The organism is Sutcliffiella sp. NC1, from assembly GCF_027594365.1.
Taxonomy (GTDB): domain Bacteria; phylum Bacillota; class Bacilli; order Bacillales; family Bacillaceae_I; genus Sutcliffiella; species Sutcliffiella cohnii.
In genome coordinates this window covers 93,350-113,512 of sequence record NZ_CP115153.1, presented here as the reverse complement: position 1 = coordinate 113,512, position 20,163 = coordinate 93,350, and the positions used below count along the sequence as shown (strand labels likewise).

General features: G+C 44.5%; 5 protein-coding genes, 9 tRNA genes, 6 rRNA genes and 2 pseudogenes. All 22 read right to left on the bottom strand.

What is annotated here, in order from left to right; genetic code table 11:
* Window positions 1–124: 124 nt before the first annotated feature.
* Window positions 125–889 (bottom strand): annotated as a pseudogene (radA, locus tag O1A01_RS00575) (DNA repair protein RadA); the annotation flags it as partial.
* 141 nt (window positions 890–1,030) lie between these two features.
* A complete protein-coding gene (gene clpC / locus O1A01_RS00570; RefSeq protein WP_066413956.1) occupies window positions 1,031–3,472 on the bottom strand; it encodes an ATP-dependent protease ATP-binding subunit ClpC in 2,442 nt (813 codons plus the stop codon).
* Window positions 3,469–4,560 carry a protein-arginine kinase McsB gene (locus tag O1A01_RS00565; RefSeq protein WP_066413954.1) on the bottom strand — a complete coding sequence of 364 codons (1,092 nt, stop codon included), beginning with the start codon at window positions 4,558–4,560 and terminating at the stop codon, window positions 3,469–3,471. Before O1A01_RS00565 ends, clpC begins: the two co-directional genes overlap by 4 nt.
* A 2-nt stretch (window positions 4,561–4,562) precedes the next feature.
* Complete coding sequence (locus O1A01_RS00560; protein ID WP_066413952.1) at window positions 4,563–5,105, bottom strand: protein-arginine kinase activator protein McsA; 543 nt, start codon at window positions 5,103–5,105, stop codon at window positions 4,563–4,565.
* Between the two features lie 14 nt (window positions 5,106–5,119).
* The gene (locus O1A01_RS00555; RefSeq protein ID WP_066413950.1) at window positions 5,120–5,581 is read right to left on the bottom strand and encodes a CtsR family transcriptional regulator; all 462 of its coding nucleotides are present in this window, start codon (window positions 5,579–5,581) and stop codon (window positions 5,120–5,122) included.
* Window positions 5,582–5,811: 230 nt separating this feature from the next.
* Window positions 5,812–5,904: pseudogene (locus O1A01_RS25385) on the bottom strand (hypothetical protein); the annotation flags it as partial.
* Between the two features lie 1,121 nt (window positions 5,905–7,025).
* Window positions 7,026–7,142: ribosomal RNA gene (gene rrf, locus O1A01_RS00550) — 5S ribosomal RNA — on the bottom strand.
* Window positions 7,143–7,220: 78 nt separating this feature from the next.
* Window positions 7,221–10,155 (bottom strand): 23S ribosomal RNA (locus O1A01_RS00545).
* A gap of 291 nt (window positions 10,156–10,446) precedes the next feature.
* Window positions 10,447–11,998: ribosomal RNA gene (locus O1A01_RS00540) — 16S ribosomal RNA — on the bottom strand.
* Between the two features lie 111 nt (window positions 11,999–12,109).
* A tRNA-Ala gene (locus O1A01_RS00535) sits at window positions 12,110–12,185 on the bottom strand.
* Between the two features lie 27 nt (window positions 12,186–12,212).
* Window positions 12,213–12,289 (bottom strand) — tRNA-Pro (locus O1A01_RS00530).
* A 4-nt stretch (window positions 12,290–12,293) separates the two neighbouring features.
* Window positions 12,294–12,370: transfer RNA gene (locus O1A01_RS00525), tRNA-Arg, on the bottom strand.
* An 18-nt stretch (window positions 12,371–12,388) separates the two neighbouring features.
* Window positions 12,389–12,477 (bottom strand) — tRNA-Leu (locus O1A01_RS00520).
* 9 nt (window positions 12,478–12,486) lie between these two features.
* Window positions 12,487–12,561, bottom strand: a tRNA-Gly gene (locus O1A01_RS00515).
* A gap of 13 nt (window positions 12,562–12,574) precedes the next feature.
* Window positions 12,575–12,655: transfer RNA gene (locus O1A01_RS00510), tRNA-Leu, on the bottom strand.
* Between the two features lie 5 nt (window positions 12,656–12,660).
* Window positions 12,661–12,736: transfer RNA gene (locus O1A01_RS00505), tRNA-Lys, on the bottom strand.
* A gap of 196 nt (window positions 12,737–12,932) precedes the next feature.
* A tRNA-Thr gene (locus O1A01_RS00500) sits at window positions 12,933–13,008 on the bottom strand.
* A 27-nt stretch (window positions 13,009–13,035) separates the two neighbouring features.
* Window positions 13,036–13,111, bottom strand: a tRNA-Val gene (locus tag O1A01_RS00495).
* Between the two features lie 9 nt (window positions 13,112–13,120).
* Window positions 13,121–13,237: ribosomal RNA gene (gene rrf, locus O1A01_RS00490) — 5S ribosomal RNA — on the bottom strand.
* A 116-nt stretch (window positions 13,238–13,353) separates the two neighbouring features.
* Window positions 13,354–16,288: ribosomal RNA gene (locus tag O1A01_RS00485) — 23S ribosomal RNA — on the bottom strand.
* Window positions 16,289–16,579: 291 nt separating this feature from the next.
* Window positions 16,580–18,131, bottom strand: a 16S ribosomal RNA gene (locus tag O1A01_RS00480).
* The 16S, 23S and 5S rRNA genes sit together here with 9 tRNA genes alongside, the layout of an rRNA operon.
* 453 nt (window positions 18,132–18,584) lie before the next feature.
* The gene (gene lysS, locus O1A01_RS00475; RefSeq protein WP_066417976.1) at window positions 18,585–20,069 is read right to left on the bottom strand and encodes a lysine--tRNA ligase; all 1,485 of its coding nucleotides are present in this window, start codon (window positions 20,067–20,069) and stop codon (window positions 18,585–18,587) included.
* Window positions 20,070–20,163: the final 94 nt, after the last annotated feature.

Genomic DNA, 20,163 nt, shown 5'->3' with positions numbered 1-20,163 from the left:
TATACGTTTATTTATAAATTTAATTATAAACAAAATAAAATCCCCTGAAAACACTTCTATTTCTATGCCCAGAGGATTTTATTTCGTTTATATTCAGTTTTATTATTTCGTTTATAAACTTCAAGTTTTTCACAGAGCGAAGTATTCGATATGTATGATGGCGTTCTCCCTCAAAATAAAGGACGGTATCTACCATATGTTCTAATAATCTCGGCCCCGCAATAGCACCTTCCTTCGTCACGTGACCGACAATGAAGATAGCTATATTTTTTGTTTTTGCTATTCTCATAAGTTCAGATGTACACTCACGTACTTGTGAAACACTTCCAGGTGCAGATGTTACAGCTGGGTGATAGATTGTTTGAATAGAGTCAACAATAACAAAGTCTGGTTTTACTTCGTCTATTGCCTTGGAAATGAATTCAAAATCCGTTTCTGCTAGGACGAAAAGTTCATCGGCACTAACATTTAATCGGTCTGCGCGTAATTTCGTTTGCTGAACAGATTCCTCACCAGATAAATAGAGTACTCGTTGCTTGTTTGAAGCGAGTTGTGCACATACTTGTAATAGTAAAGTAGATTTCCCTATCCCTGGATCTCCTCCAATTAAAACGAGGGAACCTTGAACAATTCCACCGCCAAGTACTCGGTTTAATTCCTTCATTTCCGTCCTTATTCTAGGCTCTTTCCTAGATTCAATCGAGGTGATTGGCTCTGGCTTTCGAACGATAGAACTGTCTGAAGTAGTAAACCCACCTCTTCTCGAAGCTTTTTTTTCTATTTCCTCCGTCATTGAATTCCAAGCATTACACCCTGGACACTTCCCCATCCATTTTGGAGATTCATAACCGCAATCTTGACAAATAAATTTTGTTTTTGTCTTAGCCATACATAAACCCTCTCTATATTAAAATACCTTTGTTTCGTTTCTTTTATGATAAAAATTTCTCGAAAAGATAGCCTAAAACATTTTAAAAAAGGAGGTAATCCATTTTTTCTTTCATGGCTTACCTCCTAGATGCTAAGGCTTTTATTTTATTGCTTTTTCCGCTGCTTTCACGACAAACTGTCCATCTTGCACATCTAATACAACTTTTTGACCTTTTTCTATTGTGCCTTTTAAAAGCTCTTCTGATAAACGGTCTTCAATATGTTTTTGAATTGCTCGGCGAAGTGGTCTTGCACCGTATTCAGGGTCATATCCTTCTTCTGATATTTTTTCTTTTGCTGCTTCCGTCAATTCAAGATCAATATCTTGCTCTTTTAAACGTTTTGTTAATTGATCTGCTAATAACGTTACAATTTCTTTTAAGTGTTGTTTTTCTAAAGAGTGGAATACAATCATTTCATCGATACGGTTTAGGAATTCAGGACGGAACGCTCTCTTTAGTTCATCCATTACTTTCCCTTTCATATCTTTATACTGTTGGTTTTCATCTTGTATATTGAATCCTACAAATTTATTACGTTTTAATGCATCTGCTCCGACGTTAGATGTCATAATTAAAATTGTATTTCGGAAATCTACTGTTCTTCCTTTAGAATCTGTTAAGCGACCATCCTCTAAAACTTGTAATAAAATATTAAATACGTCAGGGTGTGCTTTTTCAATTTCATCTAACAATACGACTGAATATGGTTTACGACGAACTTTTTCTGTTAATTGACCACCCTCATCATAACCTACATACCCTGGAGGCGACCCAACTAAACGTGATGTTGAATGTTTCTCCATATATTCTGACATGTCGATACGGATCATTGCATCTTCGTCTCCGAAAATAGACTCTGCAAGCGCTCTAGCTAATTCTGTTTTCCCTACACCTGTTGGTCCTAAGAAAATGAAAGAACCTATTGGGCGTTTTGGATCTTTTAGCCCTGCACGAGCACGACGAACAGCTTTTGAAACGGCTATAACCGCTTCATCTTGACCAATTACTCGACCGTGTAAAAGTTGTTCCATATTTAATAACTTATCTGTTTCAGTTTGTGCTAATCTCGATACTGGTACTCCCGTCCAGCTAGAAACGACCATTGCGATGTCTTCTACTGTCACTTCCGTATTTTCTTTACCTTGTTTCTCTTTCCACGTCTTTTTCGTTTCTTCTAGTTGTTCTCTTAATCTCTGTTCTGTATCTCGGAGTGATGCTGCTTTTTCAAACTCTTGGCCTTGAACTGCTGCATCCTTTTCATTACGAACTGTCTCTAACTTTACTTCTAACTCTTTTAAGTTTGGTGGAGTAGTAAAAGAGCGTAAACGTACTTTCGAACCAGCTTCATCGATTAAGTCAATCGCTTTATCCGGTAAGAAGCGGTCTGAAATATAACGGTCTGATAGCTTTACTGCTTGCTCAATTGCTTCATCTAAAATGGATACACGGTGATGAGCCTCGTAACGATCACGTAACCCTTTCAATATTTGAATAGACTCTTCCACTGTTGGTTCGTCAACACGGATTGGTTGGAAACGTCTTTCAAGAGCAGCATCTTTCTCAATATATTTTCTATATTCATCTAATGTCGTTGCACCAATACACTGTAATTCTCCACGTGCTAATGAAGGTTTTAAAATATTCGATGCATCGATAGCACCTTCTGCTCCTCCAGCACCAATTAACGTATGAAGCTCATCAATAAATAAAATAATGTTGCCTGCTTGACGAATTTCATCCATTACTTTCTTTAAACGATCTTCAAATTCCCCACGATATTTCGTACCTGCTACTACCGTACCCATATCGAGTGTCATTACTCGTTTATCACGAAGTATTTCAGGAACTTCATTATTTACAATTTGTTGAGCTAAACCTTCAGCAATAGCTGTTTTACCTACACCAGGCTCTCCTATTAATACTGGGTTATTTTTTGTTCTACGACTAAGAACTTCAATAACACGTTGAATCTCTTTGCTTCTTCCTATTACAGGATCCAAGCTACCTTCTCGAGCTACGGCTGTTAAATCACGAGCTAAACTATCTAAAGTTGGTGTATTAACATTAGACGCAGCACCACCTTGGTGTCCACTTGAAGTCTCACTACTACCTAGCAATTGTAGCACTTGTTGCCTTGCTTTATTTAGACTAACTCCTAAGTTATTTAATACTCGAGCTGCTACACCTTCACCTTCGCGAATTAGCCCTAATAAAATATGCTCTGTTCCGACATAGGAATGCCCTAGTTTTCTTGCCTCATCCATAGAAAGCTCAATAACTTTTTTCGCTCTTGGTGTGTAGTGAGGTATTGATTGACCACTTTCTTGCCCATGTCCAATTAAATTTTCAACTTCTTTTTGTATCTTTTCTGGACCTAAGCCAAGTGCAATAAGTGCTTTTGCCGCAATACCTTCTCCTTCACGTACTAGACCTAGTAAAATATGCTCTGTACCAATATTATTATGTTTTAAACGAAGTGCTTCTTCTTGGGCTAGTGCTAATACTTTTTGTGCTCTTTCTGTAAATCTACCGAACATCATTTTACATCGCCTCCATTATCTTTTAACTCTTCTAGTTTTAATCTTTCACGTATAAAAGTAGCTCTTCTTATATCACGCTCATTTGGTCGAAGTGGACCACCAGCGTACTGTTGTAAAAATCCCGGTTGTGTTAAAATCATTAACTCATTTAATATCGTTCTTGAAACATTTTTAATTAATCCTAAATCAATCCCTAAACGGACATCAGATAAGCAAATAGCAGCTTCTTTCGATTCAATTATTCGACTATTGGCTAATATTCCGTAAGAACGAAAGACTCTGTCTTCTAATTGTATGTGAGAAGTTTTTAGTAATGCTTCTCTCGCTGTTCTCTCTTGAGTAATTAATTGATGTACAACACTTAATAGATCATCAACAATATCCTCTTCAGATTTACCTAAAGTAATTTGATTTGATATTTGAAAAATATTACCCTGTGCCTCACTACCTTCACCATATGTGCCCCTTACCACTAAACCTAATTGATTAATAGCTGGTAGCATTCGGTTTATTTGCTGAGTGATGACAAGAGCTGGCAAATGCATCATAACGGAAGCTCTCATACCTGTACCTACATTTGTTGGACAACTCGTTAGAAATCCTAATTTTTCATCAAATGCAAAATCTAGTTTTTCTTCCATCCAATCATCAAATTGCTGAGCTAACTCCAACGCTTCATTTAATTGCAAACCCGGAAAAAGACATTGTATCCGTATATGATCTTCTTCATTAATCATAATGCTAACTTCTTCATTTGGTGATAGTAAGCAAGCACCATAGTTAGATTCTTCTGCAAGTTGAGGGCTTATTAAATGTTTTTCCACTAACACCCATTTTTCTAATGATTTTAATTCACTAATGTTTAGGAACTCAAGTTTCCCAACTTTTTCGACTTCCTTTTCAGCAAAATGCTCCATCATTAATCCGATAATTTGTTGACCTTCTTCGTTTGTTGCAACCGTTGGGAACTGAATATTATTTAAATTTCGAGCCAATCTAATTCGACTACTTAACACGATATCAGAGTAGGGGCCTTCCTCATTCATCCAAGAATTTACCGTATGATTTAAAAAATGCTCAAGAGACATAACTATCGATCCCCCTGTTCATTTAGCACTTTTTCTAAATTCCGTATACGATCTCTCACTTCCGCAGCCTTTTCAAACTCTTCTGTTGCGATGAACGATTGTAACTGTGTTTTTAATTCTTCTATTTCTTTTCGAATATGCAAGCCACCGCCGATACGTTTAGGTATTTTCCCTGTATGACTTGTATTTCCTGCATGCAACCTTTTCAAAATCGGCAAAATGTTTGGTTGAAATGTTTTATAACAATTAGAGCAACCAAACCTTCCAATCTTCGTAAATTGTTCATATGTTAATTTGCAACGATCACATTGAAGTACTTTATTATTCTGTACAGCACTCTCTTTGGACTGTGACATTTGTTGATTATTATTTAATAACCCCGACAATAAATCATTAATGGAAAAAGCCGAGTTCCCTGGGAACATAAACATTTCTCCTTTTTCTTGTGAGCATTGATCACACAAATGAGACTCTGTTTTATCACCATTAATAATTTTCGTAAAATGCATTGTAGCTGGTCTTTGGCCACACTCTTGACATATCATCGATACACTCTCCCCTATCGATATTTTAAAGAATTTAGCATTGCCACGAGCATCCTCGCCCGCAATTCATCTCTTTGAGGTAATTCTAAATATAATACGGAACGATCCATAACACTAATCATTATTTTTGCTTCCCTCGCAGAGATTACTTCTTCTTCCACTAAACGGTATATTATATCTTCGGCACTCGATTGCGAAACCCTGTTTCGTACAATATCAATTATTTGATCTATGAGATGTATATGACTATGTGGTTTAATTTTCATTATTCGAATATAGCCGCCGCCACCTCGCTTACTCTCAACAATATAACCACGCTCTAACGTAAATCTTGTATTAATGACATAATTAATTTGGGAAGGTACACATTCAAACTTATCAGCAATTTCACTTCTTTTAATTTCAGCAAAATTATTATCATTTCGCTCTAATACTTGCTTCAAATATTGCTCAATGATATCTGAAATGTTTCTCATTGCCGGATTACCCCCTCTCTTGACCTTGACTATCTTTGACTATAATAAAAATATATAATGTCCGAGAAGATTTTTCAACTATTAGAACCTCCATAAACAGAATTCCACATTTTGCCTCTAGTTAAACTTAATTAGTAGAAAATATTAGTCAGTAAATTTCTCTTTTGAATATTCACATAGTTGAAGTTAAACAAAAGATAGTAAAGAGTTAGACAGTAGCGCCTTTATCTATATACATAACCATGTTCAATTATTTGACGCATATAATGATAAAAGAACGTTAGTAGTAGTGTGAGGATATGTGCACCATCATCATTCACATCCAAAGGTAACGTTAAGTGATTTGCATTTATTGACCAACTTTATGGGCTAATCCTATTTACCATAGCCAGACAACAAAAAAACGGTCAGAGCCTATTAGCACTAAACCGTTTTTCTTTTTGCCTGGCGACGTCCTACTCTCACAGGGGGGCAGCCTCTAGTGTTGTGAACCTTCCAAAAGTAGTACTGTTTATTTTTTTGAATTAAAAAGGGCAAATTCATCACTTTTAAGTAAATAAGTCGGTCTGTTAAGTTTTTTTCAACATGTTAAGTAAATCAGCAGATCTGTTAAGTAATTTTCTCAACTTGTTAAGTAAATCAGTAAATCTGTTAAGTACCTTACCTATTTTTATAATAAAACATATTTTACACCATCATTTTACTCGCAATGAATAGAATGAACCCCATGTTATCTCAATAATTGTACATTAATGTTTCAAATGAGTTTCTTTTGCTCCATGTAATATGATGAAACGGATATAGACACTGTATAACGTAGGTGTTCGAGTTTGCTATTATTAACCGATAAAAATAAACCACCCTTGAGCCGATTCAGCATTACAGAGCGGGATTTTTTGCTTATATAAATGGCATTAACCACTAACGCCTGAACTAGACAAAAAAACGGTCAGCGCCTATTAGCACTAAACCGTTTTTTCCTTTTGCCTGGCGACGTCCTACTCTCACAGGGGGACAGCCCCCAACTACCATCGGCACCGAAGAGCTTAACTTCCGTGTTCGCCGCTGGCGCCCGATAAGCGTCGAACCTCTTCGTCAGCTCTGCCGCTCCGGTCCTTACTGCCTTCGCTTCCTCGATCTTCTCGCTTCTCTGGCACCATCGGGAGTGTACTGTTTTATTTTCTATTCCATTTTAATAATATTTACTTTTCGACCTTCGGTCGTTCCCATACCGAACAAAGTAGAAAAGTGGAAGGCGTTCGATCAGCGGCGTACAAACTGGACTATTCTGGTAGGAGATAAAGGAAACACGGTGAATGCGTTAGCATGAACCGATGTTGACTTATCGTACGGACAGAATGGGAAGTTTGTTAGCCGCTAACGCCTGGAACTAGACAACAAAAAAACGGTCAGCGCCTATTAGCACTAAACCGTTTTTTCTTTTGCCTGGCGACGTCCTACTCTCACAGGGGGACAGCCCCCAACTACCATCGGCGCTGAAGAGCTTAACTTCCGTGTTCGGTATGGGAACGGGTGTGACCTCTTCGCCTTCATCACCAGACATATTTAGTTGAAAGAATTGTTCTTTCAAAACTAGATAATATATTTTCATCAAGATCATTCGTATCGTTCATTTAAATTGGTTAAGTCCTCGATCGATTAGTATTCGTCAGCTACACGTGTCGCCACGCTTCCACCTCGAACCTATCAACCTGATCATCTTTCAGGGATCTTACTAGCTTGCGCTAAAGGAAATCTCATCTTGAGGGGGGCTTCATGCTTAGATGCTTTCAGCACTTATCCCGTCCGCACGTAGCTACCCAGCTATGCCTTTGGCAAGACAACTGGTACACCAGCGGTGCGTCCATCCCGGTCCTCTCGTACTAAGGACAGCTCCTCTCAAATTTCCTACGCCCACGACGGATAGGGACCGAACTGTCTCACGACGTTCTGAACCCAGCTCGCGTACCGCTTTAATGGGCGAACAGCCCAACCCTTGGGACCGACTACAGCCCCAGGATGCGATGAGCCGACATCGAGGTGCCAAACCTCCCCGTCGATGTGGACTCTTGGGGGAGATAAGCCTGTTATCCCCGGGGTAGCTTTTATCCGTTGAGCGATGGCCCTTCCATGCGGAACCACCGGATCACTAAGCCCGACTTTCGTCCCTGCTCGACTTGTAGGTCTCGCAGTCAAGCTCCCTTGTGCCTTTACACTCTACGAATGATTTCCAACCATTCTGAGGGAACCTTTGGGCGCCTCCGTTACTCTTTAGGAGGCGACCGCCCCAGTCAAACTGCCCACCTGACACTGTCTCCCGAGCCGATAAGGCTCGCGGGTTAGAATTTCAATACAGCCAGGGTAGTATCCCACCGACGCCTCCACCGAAGCTAGCGCTCCGGCTTCTCAGGCTCCTACCTATCCTGTACAAGCTGTACCAAAATTCAATATCAGGCTACAGTAAAGCTCCACGGGGTCTTTCCGTCCTGTCGCGGGTAACCTGCATCTTCACAGGTACTATAATTTCACCGAGTCTCTGGTTGAGACAGTGCCCAGATCGTTACGCCTTTCGTGCGGGTCGGAACTTACCCGACAAGGAATTTCGCTACCTTAGGACCGTTATAGTTACGGCCGCCGTTTACTGGGGCTTCGGTTCAAAGCTTCGCGCCGAGGCGCTAACCTTTCCCCTTAACCTTCCAGCACCGGGCAGGCGTCAGCCCCTATACTTCGCCTTACGGCTTCGCAGAGACCTGTGTTTTTGCTAAACAGTCGCCTGGGCCTATTCACTGCGGCTCTCTCGGGCTTTAACACCCTAACAGAGCACCCCTTCTCCCGAAGTTACGGGGTCATTTTGCCGAGTTCCTTAACCAGAGTTCTCTCGCTCACCTTAGGATTCTCTCCTCGCCTACCTGTGTCGGTTTGCGGTACGGGCACCATATTCCTCGCTAGAAGCTTTTCTTGGCAGTGTGGAATCAGGAACTTCGGTACTATATTTCCCTCGCCATCACAGCTCAGCCTTTAGGATAAGCGGATTTGCCTACTTATCCAGCCTAACTGCTTGGACGCACATATCCAACAGTGCGCTTACCCTATCCTCCTGCGTCCCTCCATCGCTCAAACGGAATGAGGTGGTACAGGAATATCAACCTGTTATCCATCGCCTACGCCTTTCGGCCTCGGCTTAGGTCCCGACTAACCCTGAGCGGACGAGCCTTCCTCAGGAAACCTTAGGCATTCGGTGGAAGGGATTCTCACCCTTCTTTCGCTACTCATACCGGCATTCTCACTTCTAAGCGCTCCACCAGTCCTTACGGTCTAGCTTCAACGCCCTTAGAACGCTCTCCTACCACTGTTCGTAAGAACAGTCCGCAGCTTCGGTGATACGTTTAGCCCCGGTACATTTTCGGCGCAGAGTCACTCGACCAGTGAGCTATTACGCACTCTTTAAATGGTGGCTGCTTCTAAGCCAACATCCTGGTTGTCTAAGCAACTCCACATCCTTTTCCACTTAACGTATACTTTGGGACCTTAGCTGGCGGTCTGGGCTGTTTCCCTCTTGACTACGGATCTTATCACTCGCAGTCTGACTCCTGAGAAACAAGTCTTTGGCATTCGGAGTTTGACTGAATTCGGTAATCCGATGAGGACCCCTAGTCCAATCAGTGCTCTACCTCCAAGACTCTTTACTCAAGGCTAGCCCTAAAGCTATTTCGGAGAGAACCAGCTATCTCCAGGTTCGATTGGAATTTCTCCGCTACCCACACCTCATCCCCGCACTTTTCAACGTGCGTGGGTTCGGGCCTCCATTCAGTGTTACCTGAACTTCACCCTGGACATGGGTAGATCACCTGGTTTCGGGTCTACGACCACGTACTATGACGCCCTATTCAGACTCGCTTTCGCTACGGCTCCGTCTCATCAACTTAACCTTGCACGTAATCGTAACTCGCCGGTTCATTCTACAAAAGGCACGCTATCACCCATTAACGGGCTCTAACTACTTGTAGGCACACGGTTTCAGGATCTTTTCACTCCCCTTCCGGGGTGCTTTTCACCTTTCCCTCACGGTACTGGTTCACTATCGGTCACTAGGGAGTATTTAGCCTTGGGAGATGGTCCTCCCAGCTTCCGACGGGATTTCTCGTGTCCCGCCGTACTCAGGATCCACTCAAGAGAGAACGAGGTTTCAACTACAGGGTTTTTACCTTCTATGACAGACCTTTCCAGGTCGCTTCGTTTACCCCGTTCTTTTGTAACTCCGTATAGAGTGTCCTACAACCCCAAGAGGCAAGCCTCTTGGTTTGGGCTAATTCCGTTTCGCTCGCCGCTACTCAGGAAATCGCGTTTGCTTTCTCTTCCTCCGGGTACTTAGATGTTTCAGTTCCCCGGGTCTGCCTTCCATACCCTATGTATTCAGGTAAGGATACTACTCCATTACGAGCAGTGGGTTTCCCCATTCGGAAATCTCTGGATCAAAGCTTACTTACAGCTCCCCAAAGCATATCGGTGTTAGTCCCGTCCTTCATCGGCTCCTAGTGCCAAGGCATCCACCGTGCGCCCTTAATAACTTAACCATGTGCTAATTAAATTAGCGGTTTTCGATAACAGCGAATTGTTATCATTAGAAAATTACTAAGATGAACGATACTTGTGAATGTATCTTGATTACTTATATTATCTAGTTTTCAAAGAACATGGCTACTGACTTCAATCACATCGTGATTAGCTTCGTAGCTTACTTTCATGCTGCTCTTGCTGCTTAAGGAATCCATCATCGTGGATTTCACTTGCAGACGCAAGCGCAATATTAATAGAGAGAATGATCTCTCAAAACTAAACAAAACAATGAGCGTGATTTTCCTTAGAAAGGAGGTGATCCAGCCGCACCTTCCGATACGGCTACCTTGTTACGACTTCACCCCAATCATCTGTCCCACCTTAGGCGGCTGGCTCCAAAAGGTTACCCCACCGACTTCGGGTGTTACAAACTCTCGTGGTGTGACGGGCGGTGTGTACAAGGCCCGGGAACGTATTCACCGCGGCATGCTGATCCGCGATTACTAGCGATTCCGGCTTCATGTAGGCGAGTTGCAGCCTACAATCCGAACTGAGAACGGTTTTATGGGATTGGCTCGACCTCGCGGTTTTGCTGCCCTTTGTACCGTCCATTGTAGCACGTGTGTAGCCCAGGTCATAAGGGGCATGATGATTTGACGTCATCCCCACCTTCCTCCGGTTTGTCACCGGCAGTCTCCTTAGAGTGCCCAACTGAATGCTGGCAACTAAGAACAAGGGTTGCGCTCGTTGCGGGACTTAACCCAACATCTCACGACACGAGCTGACGACAACCATGCACCACCTGTCACTCTGTCCCCCGAAGGGGAACACTCTATCTCTAGAGGTGGCAGAGGATGTCAAGACCTGGTAAGGTTCTTCGCGTTGCTTCGAATTAAACCACATGCTCCACCGCTTGTGCGGGCCCCCGTCAATTCCTTTGAGTTTCAGTCTTGCGACCGTACTCCCCAGGCGGAGTGCTTAATGCGTTAGCTGCAGCACTAAAGGGCGGAAACCCTCTAACACTTAGCACTCATCGTTTACGGCGTGGACTACCAGGGTATCTAATCCTGTTTGCTCCCCACGCTTTCGCGCCTCAGCGTCAGTTACAGACCAGAGAGTCGCCTTCGCCACTGGTGTTCCTCCACATCTCTACGCATTTCACCGCTACACGTGGAATTCCACTCTCCTCTTCTGCACTCAAGTCTCCCAGTTTCCAATGACCCTCCACGGTTGAGCCGTGGGCTTTCACATCAGACTTAAGAAACCGCCTGCGCGCGCTTTACGCCCAATAATTCCGGACAACGCTTGCCACCTACGTATTACCGCGGCTGCTGGCACGTAGTTAGCCGTGGCTTTCTGGTTAGGTACCGTCAAGGTGCGAGCAGTTACTCTCGCACTTGTTCTTCCCTAACAACAGAGCTTTACGACCCGAAGGCCTTCATCGCTCACGCGGCGTTGCTCCATCAGACTTTCGTCCATTGTGGAAGATTCCCTACTGCTGCCTCCCGTAGGAGTCTGGGCCGTGTCTCAGTCCCAGTGTGGCCGATCACCCTCTCAGGTCGGCTACGCATCGTTGCCTTGGTGAGCCGTTACCTCACCAACTAGCTAATGCGCCGCGGGCCCATCTGTAAGTGTTAGCCGAAACCAACTTTCAATATAGTACCAGGAGGTACTATATATTATCCGGTATTAGCTCCGGTTTCCCGAAGTTATCCCAGTCTTACAGGCAGGTTGCCCACGTGTTACTCACCCGTCCGCCGCTAACTTCTTTAAAGCAAGCTTTAAAGATGTTCGCTCGACTTGCATGTATTAGGCACGCCGCCAGCGTTCGTCCTGAGCCAGGATCAAACTCTCCGTAGAGTATTTGATTGCTCAAAATGTTTGCTGACACTATCGTCAATTTATTGTTTGGTCGATTCATAAAAAACCGACTTACACGCTATTGTTTTGTTTAGTTTTCAAAGAACATTTTGGTGGAGCCTAGCGGGATCGAACCGCTGACCTCCTGCGTGCAAGGCAGGCGCTCTCCCAGCTGAGCTAAGGCCCCATAAGTTAATTCATTTAAATTATAATCTGGTCGGGAAGACAGGATTTGAACCTGCGACCCCTTGGTCCCAAACCAAGTGCTCTACCAAGCTGAGCTACTTCCCGTGAATGGCGCGCCCGAGAGGACTCGAACCCCTAACCTTTTGATCCGTAGTCAAACGCTCTATCCAATTGAGCTACGGGCGCTATTCTTCTTTTTAAAAATGGTGCCGAGGACCGGAATCGAACCGGTACGGTAGTCACCTACCGCAGGATTTTAAGTCCTGTGCGTCTGCCAGTTCCGCCACCCCGGCAACTTTTCGTGGAGCGGAAGACGGGATTCGAACCCGCGACCCCCACCTTGGCAAGGTGGTGTTCTACCACTGAACTACTTCCGCTAATATTTACTTATGCGGGTGAAGGGACTCGAACCCCCACGTCAAAGACACTAGATCCTAAGTCTAGCGCGTCTGCCAATTCCGCCACACCCGCGTAGATGGTGTGCCATGAAGGACTCGAACCTTCGACCCTCTGATTAAAAGTCAGATGCTCTACCGACTGAGCTAATGGCACTTAATTATTATTCTGCCTAAATCTTAATACTACTGTAAGAATAATGCTATTCGAAGAAGTATTTGCTTTAGACGTCCATGCCTCAGGATGTCACTTCAAGTAGCAGCTCGGCATGTACGCTGAAGCTAATGCTTCGTAGCTTATTCCGACGTGCTCTACCGACTGAGCTAATGGCACTAGCTAATGGCACTAAAGATGGTGCCGGCGATAGGAGTCGAACCCACGACCTACTGATTACAAGTCAGTTGCTCTACCAACTGAGCTACACCGGCATATATAACTTAAATGATTAATAGTTATGGTGGAGGATGACGGGATCGAACCGCCGACCCCCTGCTTGTAAGGCAGGTGCTCTCCCAGCTGAGCTAATCCTCCGTTATAACAGCCTGGCAACGTCCTACTCTCGCAGGGGGACAGCCCCCAACTACCATCGGCGCTGAAGAGCTTAACTTCCGTGTTCGGTATGGGAACGGGTGTGACCTCTTCGCCATCATTACCAGACTATTTGATTGACAAGAATAATTATATTCACTTTTCATAAAAAATCAAGTGTTTTTTTATTCTTTCAAAACTAGATAATATATTTTCATCAAGATCATTCGTATCGTTCATTTAAATTGGTTAAGTCCTCGATCGATTAGTATTCGTCTGCTACACGTGTCGCCACGCTTCCACCTCGAACCTATCAACCTGATCATCTTTCAGGGATCTTACTAGCTTGCGCTAAAGGAAATCTCATCTTGAGGGGGGCTTCATGCTTAGATGCTTTCAGCACTTATCCCGTCCGCACGTAGCTACCCAGCTATGCCTTTGGCAAGACAACTGGTACACCAGCGGTGCGTCCATCCCGGTCCTCTCGTACTAAGGACAGCTCCTCTCAAATTTCCTACGCCCACGACGGATAGGGACCGAACTGTCTCACGACGTTCTGAACCCAGCTCGCGTACCGCTTTAATGGGCGAACAGCCCAACCCTTGGGACCGACTACAGCCCCAGGATGCGATGAGCCGACATCGAGGTGCCAAACCTCCCCGTCGATGTGGACTCTTGGGGGAGATAAGCCTGTTATCCCCGGGGTAGCTTTTATCCGTTGAGCGATGGCCCTTCCATGCGGAACCACCGGATCACTAAGCCCGACTTTCGTCCCTGCTCGACTTGTAGGTCTCGCAGTCAAGCTCCCTTGTGCCTTTACACTCTACGAATGATTTCCAACCATTCTGAGGGAACCTTTGGGCGCCTCCGTTACTCTTTAGGAGGCGACCGCCCCAGTCAAACTGCCCACCTGACACTGTCTCCCGAGCCGATAAGGCTCGCGGGTTAGAATTTCAATACAGCCAGGGTAGTATCCCACCGACGCCTCCACCGAAGCTAGCGCTCCGGCTTCTCAGGCTCCTACCTATCCTGTACAAGCTGTACCAAAATTCAATATCAGGCTACAGTAAAGCTCCACGGGGTCTTTCCGTCCTGTCGCGGGTAACCTGCATCTTCACAGGTACTATAATTTCACCGAGTCTCTGGTTGAGACAGTGCCCAGATCGTTACGCCTTTCGTGCGGGTCGGAACTTACCCGACAAGGAATTTCGCTACCTTAGGACCGTTATAGTTACGGCCGCCGTTTACTGGGGCTTCGGTTCAAAGCTTCGCGCCGAGGCGCTAACCTTTCCCCTTAACCTTCCAGCACCGGGCAGGCGTCAGCCCCTATACTTCGCCTTACGGCTTCGCAGAGACCTGTGTTTTTGCTAAACAGTCGCCTGGGCCTATTCACTGCGGCTCTCTCGGGCTTTAACACCCTAACAGAGCACCCCTTCTCCCGAAGTTACGGGGTCATTTTGCCGAGTTCCTTAACCAGAGTTCTCTCGCTCACCTTAGGATTCTCTCCTCGCCTACCTGTGTCGGTTTGCGGTACGGGCACCATATTCCTCGCTAGAAGCTTTTCTTGGCAGTGTGGAATCAGGAACTTCGGTACTATATTTCCCTCGCCATCACAGCTCAGCCTTTAGGATAAGCGGATTTGCCTACTTATCCAGCCTAACTGCTTGGACGCACATATCCAACAGTGCGCTTACCCTATCCTCCTGCGTCCCTCCATCGCTCAAACGGAATGAGGTGGTACAGGAATATCAACCTGTTATCCATCGCCTACGCCTTTCGGCCTCGGCTTAGGTCCCGACTAACCCTGAGCGGACGAGCCTTCCTCAGGAAACCTTAGGCATTCGGTGGAAGGGATTCTCACCCTTCTTTCGCTACTCATACCGGCATTCTCACTTCTAAGCGCTCCACCAGTCCTTACGGTCTAGCTTCAACGCCCTTAGAACGCTCTCCTACCACTGTTCGTAAGAACAGTCCGCAGCTTCGGTGATACGTTTAGCCCCGGTACATTTTCGGCGCAGAGTCACTCGACCAGTGAGCTATTACGCACTCTTTAAATGGTGGCTGCTTCTAAGCCAACATCCTGGTTGTCTAAGCAACTCCACATCCTTTTCCACTTAACGTATACTTTGGGACCTTAGCTGGCGGTCTGGGCTGTTTCCCTCTTGACTACGGATCTTATCACTCGCAGTCTGACTCCTGAGAAACAAGTCTTTGGCATTCGGAGTTTGACTGAATTCGGTAATCCGATGAGGACCCCTAGTCCAATCAGTGCTCTACCTCCAAGACTCTTTACTCAAGGCTAGCCCTAAAGCTATTTCGGAGAGAACCAGCTATCTCCAGGTTCGATTGGAATTTCTCCGCTACCCACACCTCATCCCCGCACTTTTCAACGTGCGTGGGTTCGGGCCTCCATTCAGTGTTACCTGAACTTCACCCTGGACATGGGTAGATCACCTGGTTTCGGGTCTACGACCACGTACTATGACGCCCTATTCAGACTCGCTTTCGCTACGGCTCCGTCTCATCAACTTAACCTTGCACGTAATCGTAACTCGCCGGTTCATTCTACAAAAGGCACGCTATCACCCATTAACGGGCTCTAACTACTTGTAGGCACACGGTTTCAGGATCTTTTCACTCCCCTTCCGGGGTGCTTTTCACCTTTCCCTCACGGTACTGGTTCACTATCGGTCACTAGGGAGTATTTAGCCTTGGGAGATGGTCCTCCCAGCTTCCGACGGGATTTCTCGTGTCCCGCCGTACTCAGGATCCACTCAAGAGAGAACGAGGTTTCAACTACAGGGTTTTTACCTTCTATGACAGACCTTTCCAGGTCGCTTCGTTTACCCCGTTCTTTTGTAACTCCGTATAGAGTGTCCTACAACCCCAAGAGGCAAGCCTCTTGGTTTGGGCTAATTCCGTTTCGCTCGCCGCTACTCAGGAAATCGCGTTTGCTTTCTCTTCCTCCGGGTACTTAGATGTTTCAGTTCCCCGGGTCTGCCTTCCATACCCTATGTATTCAGGTAAGGATACTACTCCATTACGAGCAGTGGGTTTCCCCATTCGGAAATCTCTGGATCAAAGCTTACTTACAGCTCCCCAAAGCATATCGGTGTTAGTCCCGTCCTTCATCGGCTCCTAGTGCCAAGGCATCCACCGTGCGCCCTTAATAACTTAACCATGTGCTAATTAAATTAGCGGTTTTCGATAACAGCGAATTGTTATCATTAGAAAATTACTAAGATGAACGATACTTGTGAATGTATCTTGATTACTTATATTATCTAGTTTTCAAAGAACATGGCTACTGACTTCAATCACATCGTGATTAGCTTCGTAGCTTACTTTCATGCTGCTCTTGCTGCTTAAGGAATCCATCATCGTGGATTTCACTTGCAGACGCAAGCGCAATATTAATAGAGAGAATGATCTCTCAAAACTAAACAAAACAATGAGCGTGATTTTCCTTAGAAAGGAGGTGATCCAGCCGCACCTTCCGATACGGCTACCTTGTTACGACTTCACCCCAATCATCTGTCCCACCTTAGGCGGCTGGCTCCAAAAGGTTACCCCACCGACTTCGGGTGTTACAAACTCTCGTGGTGTGACGGGCGGTGTGTACAAGGCCCGGGAACGTATTCACCGCGGCATGCTGATCCGCGATTACTAGCGATTCCGGCTTCATGTAGGCGAGTTGCAGCCTACAATCCGAACTGAGAACGGTTTTATGGGATTGGCTCGACCTCGCGGTTTTGCTGCCCTTTGTACCGTCCATTGTAGCACGTGTGTAGCCCAGGTCATAAGGGGCATGATGATTTGACGTCATCCCCACCTTCCTCCGGTTTGTCACCGGCAGTCTCCTTAGAGTGCCCAACTGAATGCTGGCAACTAAGAACAAGGGTTGCGCTCGTTGCGGGACTTAACCCAACATCTCACGACACGAGCTGACGACAACCATGCACCACCTGTCACTCTGTCCCCCGAAGGGGAACACTCTATCTCTAGAGGTGGCAGAGGATGTCAAGACCTGGTAAGGTTCTTCGCGTTGCTTCGAATTAAACCACATGCTCCACCGCTTGTGCGGGCCCCCGTCAATTCCTTTGAGTTTCAGTCTTGCGACCGTACTCCCCAGGCGGAGTGCTTAATGCGTTAGCTGCAGCACTAAAGGGCGGAAACCCTCTAACACTTAGCACTCATCGTTTACGGCGTGGACTACCAGGGTATCTAATCCTGTTTGCTCCCCACGCTTTCGCGCCTCAGCGTCAGTTACAGACCAGAGAGTCGCCTTCGCCACTGGTGTTCCTCCACATCTCTACGCATTTCACCGCTACACGTGGAATTCCACTCTCCTCTTCTGCACTCAAGTCTCCCAGTTTCCAATGACCCTCCACGGTTGAGCCGTGGGCTTTCACATCAGACTTAAGAAACCGCCTGCGCGCGCTTTACGCCCAATAATTCCGGACAACGCTTGCCACCTACGTATTACCGCGGCTGCTGGCACGTAGTTAGCCGTGGCTTTCTGGTTAGGTACCGTCAAGGTGCGAGCAGTTACTCTCGCACTTGTTCTTCCCTAACAACAGAGCTTTACGACCCGAAGGCCTTCATCGCTCACGCGGCGTTGCTCCATCAGACTTTCGTCCATTGTGGAAGATTCCCTACTGCTGCCTCCCGTAGGAGTCTGGGCCGTGTCTCAGTCCCAGTGTGGCCGATCACCCTCTCAGGTCGGCTACGCATCGTTGCCTTGGTGAGCCGTTACCTCACCAACTAGCTAATGCGCCGCGGGCCCATCTGTATGTGATAGCCGAAACCATCTTTCAATATAGTACCAGGAGGTACTATATATTATCCGGTATTAGCTCCGGTTTCCCGAAGTTATCCCAGTCTTACAGGCAGGTTGCCCACGTGTTACTCACCCGTCCGCCGCTAACTTCTTTAAAGCAAGCTCTAAAGAAGTTCGCTCGACTTGCATGTATTAGGCACGCCGCCAGCGTTCGTCCTGAGCCAGGATCAAACTCTCCGTAGAGTATTTGATTGCTCAAAATGTTTGCTGACTTATCGTCAATTTATTGTTTTGTCGATTTTAAAAATCGACTTGCACGCTATTGTTTTGTTTAGTTTTCAAAGAACATTTTTCAGTGCCGCTCTCAGAAGCGACTTTATTATCTTACCAAATCAAAAACTATAAGTCAACATCTTTTTTGATGTTATTTATTTTTCGATGTTTGTTGTTTTTTGTTTTTGAACAACGAATATTAATATACCACCTTCATCATTCGATAGCAACTGTTTTATGCACATTATTTAATGGTAAATTATAGATTAGTATTTAAATGATAGTATACCGTAATAAAGAATATTTGATAATATCTTCTATCCACTCTGAATACAAATAAACTAATGGAATAGAACCCCTCATTCTTTATTAGCTATCGATAAAAAAGTACCACAGGTCATTTTGCCTGTGGTACTAACATTATTATTTATGACGCATTTGCGGGAATAGTAGTACATCTCGAATAGATGGTGCGTTTGTTAATAGCATAACAAGTCGATCAATACCAATACCTAGTCCACCAGTTGGAGGCATACCGTATTCTAACGCTTCAATAAAATCATGGTCCATTTCATGAGCCTCATCGTTACCTTGCTCTTTTTCTACCAATTGAGCTTCAAATCTTTCTCTCTGATCAATTGGATCGTTTAATTCAGTAAATGCATTTGCATGCTCACGCCCCACGATGAATAGTTCAAAACGGTCAGTAAACCTAGGATCATCTGCATTTTTCTTTGCTAATGGTGAAATTTCTACAGGATGTCCATAGATGAAAGTTGGTTGAATTAGCGTTTCCTCAACTTTTTGCTCAAAAAATTCATTTACAATATGGCCAAATAGCATATGTTCAGTTATTTCAACTCCATGCTCTTTTGCTAACTGTTTCGCTTCTTCGGTAGTCATCTCTTTCCAGAAGTCTACTCCAGTTACTTCTTTAACTGCATCTACCATATGAAGCCTTTTCCATTGAGGAGTTAAATCTACTTCGTGTTCTCCATATGTTACTATCGTTTTTCCTAACACTTCTTTAGCAATATGTGCCACTAAGTTTTCTGTTAGGTTCATAATATCTTGATAGTCTGCGTATGCTTCGTACAATTCGATCATTGTAAATTCAGGGTTATGCCTAGTAGAAATACCTTCGTTACGAAATACTCGTCCAATTTCATACACTTTTTCTAATCCACCGACAATTAGACGTTTTAAATGCAATTCGATGGCAATACGCATATAAAGTGTCATATCTAACGCATTATGGTGTGTAATGAATGGACGCGCAGAAGCTCCACCAGCTATTGAGTGTAACATCGGTGTTTCAACTTCTAAATAGCCATTATCATCTAAATAGCGACGCATCGCTTGGATAATTTTACTTCGAGCAATAAACGTTTCCTTGCTTTCCGGATTTGTAATTAAGTCTAGATAGCGTTGACGGTAACGTTGTTCTACATCTTTCAATCCGTGATATTTCTCAGGAAGAGGTCGTAATGCTTTTGTTAAAAGCTCAAAAGAATTTACTTTAACAGAAAGTTCCCCGACTTTTGTTTTAAATATTAATCCTGATACACCGACTATATCCCCGATATCCGCACTATTAAAAATCTCATATGCTTCGTCGCCAACTGCGTCTTTTCTTACATACAATTGTATTTGTCCAGTAAGATCTTGTATATGGGCAAATCCAGCTTTACCTTTACCACGTTTCGTCATAATACGACCTGCAATGGTAACGGACACTTCTTTTTCATCTAGTGCTTCTTTTTCAGTTTCACCATAAAGAGTAAATAGTTCTTTAGATTGGTGTGTGCGTTCAAACTTACCACCAAATGGGTCTAAACCTTTCTCTCTTAAAGATTTGAGTTTCTCTCTACGGACTAGCAACTGGTCATTTAATTCTTCATGACTCATTATTCTTCATCTCCAATTATTAAATTATTGTATGTACAATATCTAAATATCTAGTTCTTACTATATATTTTTTCCGAATAATTATAAAGCTAAA

Excerpts from the sequence above, each read along its gene's own strand:
- clpC (WP_066413956.1), bottom strand. The coding sequence starts at position 3,472 with ATGATGTTCGGTAGATTTACAGAAAGAGCACAAAAAGTATTAGCACTA.
- O1A01_RS00565 (WP_066413954.1), bottom strand. The coding sequence starts at position 4,560 with ATGTCTCTTGAGCATTTTTTAAATCATACGGTAAATTCTTGGATGAAT.
- O1A01_RS00560 (WP_066413952.1), bottom strand. The coding sequence starts at position 5,105 with ATGATATGTCAAGAGTGTGGCCAAAGACCAGCTACAATGCATTTTACG.
- O1A01_RS00555 (WP_066413950.1), bottom strand. The coding sequence starts at position 5,581 with ATGAGAAACATTTCAGATATCATTGAGCAATATTTGAAGCAAGTATTA.
- lysS (WP_066417976.1), bottom strand. The coding sequence starts at position 20,069 with ATGAGTCATGAAGAATTAAATGACCAGTTGCTAGTCCGTAGAGAGAAA.